We start from the raw sequence: 3,450 nt of genomic DNA on the forward strand, positions 1-3,450 counted from the left end.
CGATAAGACTTCTAACCGTAGGGGCTACGGGGTTAGCCTACTAAATATCTGTTCGATAGAACGGAGTTCGTAGGAATCCCCCACTTCAAACAACCCGTAAGGTGTTAAGTGGGGGTAGTTCAAAGGGCGAAGTATGGAGGCGTTTAGATGGGATATCAGTCGGAAGCACAATTAGAAAGTAATTTACTACAGCAATTAAAGAAGCAGGGATATGAGACGATAGCGCTTAACGATTACGAAGCGGTAGTAGCGAATTTTAGAGCGCAACTCAATAAATTTAATGAAGCCAAGCTCAATGGGCAGCCACTTAGTGATAAAGAATTTAAGCGTGTGCTCGTTGAAATTGAAGGCAAAAGTATTTATCACTCGGCTAAAATATTGCGAGATAAATTATTGATTGAACGTGAAGATGGAACAATGCTTTACTTAGCGTTAATGAATACGAAAAAATGGTGCAAAAATCACTTCCAAGTCACTACGCAAACGACGGTCGTTGGCAAATATGAAAATCGCTATGATGTAACCATTTTAATCAATGGTTTACCGCTCGTACAGATTGAATTAAAGCGTCGCGGTCTTGATTTTAAAGAAGCGTTTAACCAAATTCAGCGCTATCGCCGCCATTCTTTCCAAGGGTTGTATCACTTTTTACAAATATTTGTGGTGAGTAACGGCGTAGATACGAAATATTTTTCGAATTCGGATTATGATATTCAGTTTGGATTTACGTTCTTTTGGTCAGACGAAGCGAACAACATCATTACTAATTTACAAGACTTCACCACAAGCTTTTTACAGCCATGTCATTTAGCGAAAATGATTAGCCGCTACATGGTCATTAATGATACAGATAAAGCGCTCATGGTGATGCGTCCTTACCAAGTGTATGCGGTAGAGGCGTTAGTTAAGCGCGCCAATGAAACGAATAACAACGGCTATATTTGGCATACGACAGGCTCAGGTAAAACCTTAACCTCGTTTAAAGCAGGGCAAATTTTAGCTAACGAAGAAAGCATTAAAAAGGTGTTCTTCCTCGTAGACCGCCGCGATTTAGACAGCCAAACGACAGCGGAGTTTAATAAATTTGAAAAAGGCTCGGTAGACCGTACGGATAAAACGGATGAACTCATTAAACAAATCCAAGATCCGATGAAGCGCTTTATTGTAACGACCATCCAAAAGATGAGCAATGCGGTTAAAAACCCACGCTATGAAGCGATTATGGCCCCTTATCAACAAGAGCACGTTGTTTTTATTATTGATGAATGCCACCGCAGCCAATTTGGGGATATGCGTAAAGACATCGACCACCATTTCCAAAACGCGCAGTATTTTGGTTTTACCGGCACACCGCGTTTTGAAGAAAATAAGAGCCAAGACGGACGTACAACTGCTGATTTATTTGAAAAATGCTTGCATCATTACTTAATTAAAGATGCCATTCGTGACGGTAACGTACTCGGTTTTTCTGTAGAATATATTAGCACGTTTACCTCAAATGTAGATGAGAGCGACGACACTAAAGTCGAGGCGATTGATACGGATGAAGTATTGTACCATCCAACACGCCTTGAGATGATTACCAATCATATTATCGACAATCATACGCGACGCTCGAAAAGTAAAGGCTACTGTGCCATCTTTGCGGTAGATTCGATCGCGACGCTCGTTCGCTACTATGATTTATTTAAGGCGAGCGACCACAACTTAAAAATCGCCAGCATCTTTTCTTTCGGTGCCAACGAAGAAGGAGACGGCACAACGGAGCACTCACGTGAGGCATTAGAGCGCATCATTCGCGACTATAATCAATTATATGGTACAGATTACAGCACCGACACGTGGGACCGTTACTTTGCAGATGTCTCGAAAAAAATGAAGCATGCGCAAATTGATATTTTACTCGTCGTGAATATGTTTTTAACGGGCTTTGATAGTAAGCCGTTAAACACGCTTTATGTCGATAAAAACTTGCAGTATCATAATTTATTACAGGCGTATAGCCGCACTAACCGCGTCGAAAAAGCGACAAAACCTTATGGCAACATCGTATGCTACCGCAATTTAAAGCAACAAACGGACGACGCCATTCGTTTATTTTCAAAAACGGAAAGCGTAAACGATGTGTTGATGCAAAGCTACGATGCTTACTTACAGGCGTTTAGGGAGGCGCTTACACAATTAGCGCAAGTAGCAGAGACGCCAGAAGCGGTCGACACACTCGAAACAGAAGAGCAGCAACATGCCTTTATTATGGCATTTAAAAATGTAACGAAATTGCTTCAGCGCTTGCAGTCATTTTCTGATTTTGCCTTTAATGAAGAAGAGTTGCAAATTGCCGAGCAAACGTATGAAGATTATAAAAGCAAATACTTTAAAATTTATGACAACCTTAAAAAAGAAGACGTGCGTAAAGAATCCATTTTACAAGACATTGATTTTGAGCTTGAGCTTATGCATACGGACCGCATCAATGTTAGTTATATTATGAATGTCATCGCGCAGCTAACGATGGACGACGAAAAAGTACGCGCCCAAGAAATTGAGCTCATTAAACAAGATTTAGCCCATGCTTCTGATGACAAATTGCGTCTCAAAGTAGAGCTGATCCGCAACTTCTTAGATAAAGTAGTACCACAACTGAGTGCGGAGGCTTCTGTAATGGACGCGTACACCAAATACGAGGAACAAGTGCAAGAGCAAGAAATGAATGATTTTGCGAAAGAAGTTGGCTTAGAACAGTCTGTATTAAAAGAGCAAGTCGCCACGTATGAGTACGCTAATATTATCGAAAACACGACTATTATGGACCGCTTGACTGGCTCATTTTTAAAGAAAAACAAGGCGTTTAAAGCCATCACACGCTTTATCCAAGAGCAAGTCGCAAAGTACGGGGCATAATACAAGAGAGGGATACCCCCTCTCTTTTTGTGATATTTTATCAAAAATAGGCGATTCATCTCCCACCTCAAGGAACGTGAAGGGCGTAGCCCAGTGAGTAGGTGGGAGATGAATCGCCTTCGGACAAGGGGTAGCTTACTTGCTATCTCGATTGTCCGACTGTTCGAGTGCTATCTGTAATAGATGAAAAATAGTTTGTGTACGAGTTCCAAAACCCTTTTTCTTTTTGTATGCGTCCACTCTATCTAAAAGAATTTTAGGAAATCGTAATACGACTGATTGTTTTTCCATGTTTTCACCTCCAAAATAATATAAAATGAATATCAACTATGATATAATATGTATATCATAACACACAGGGAGGTGAAAGTCATGTTGGTCAATAAAGCATATAAATTTCGTATCTATCCAAGCAAAGAACAAGAAATACTGATTGCTAAAACAATCGGTTGTTCTCGTTTTGTATTCAATCATTTCCTCGCAAAATGGAACGATACTTATAAGGCAACAGGAAAAGGTTTGACTTACAATTCGTGTTCTTCTCAATTA

Annotated in this window: 3 protein-coding genes; 2 read left to right on the top strand and 1 reads right to left on the bottom strand. The window is 40.3% G+C overall.

The features are described from left to right. The first annotated feature begins 147 nt into the window (after positions 1-147). Entirely contained in the window at positions 148-2,901 is a 2,754-nt protein-coding gene (locus tag DDE80_RS13995) for a type I restriction endonuclease subunit R (protein WP_108308539.1), read from the top strand. Between the two features lie 135 nt (positions 2,902-3,036). Here DDE80_RS13995 and DDE80_RS15360 read toward each other — a convergent pair whose 3' ends face one another. Beyond that, on the bottom strand, positions 3,037-3,192 hold the full coding sequence (locus DDE80_RS15360; protein WP_201261480.1) for a hypothetical protein: 156 nt from the start codon (positions 3,190-3,192) through the stop codon (positions 3,037-3,039). An 81-nt stretch (positions 3,193-3,273) separates the two neighbouring features. On the opposite strand from DDE80_RS15360, the gene DDE80_RS14000 reads away from it, so the two are divergent. Further along, a partial coding sequence (locus DDE80_RS14000; RefSeq protein ID WP_153060862.1) for a helix-turn-helix domain-containing protein occupies positions 3,274-3,450 on the top strand: 177 nt, incomplete at its 3' end.

Source organism: Metalysinibacillus jejuensis, assembly GCF_003057615.1.
GTDB lineage: Bacteria > Bacillota > Bacilli > Bacillales_A > Planococcaceae > Metalysinibacillus > Metalysinibacillus jejuensis.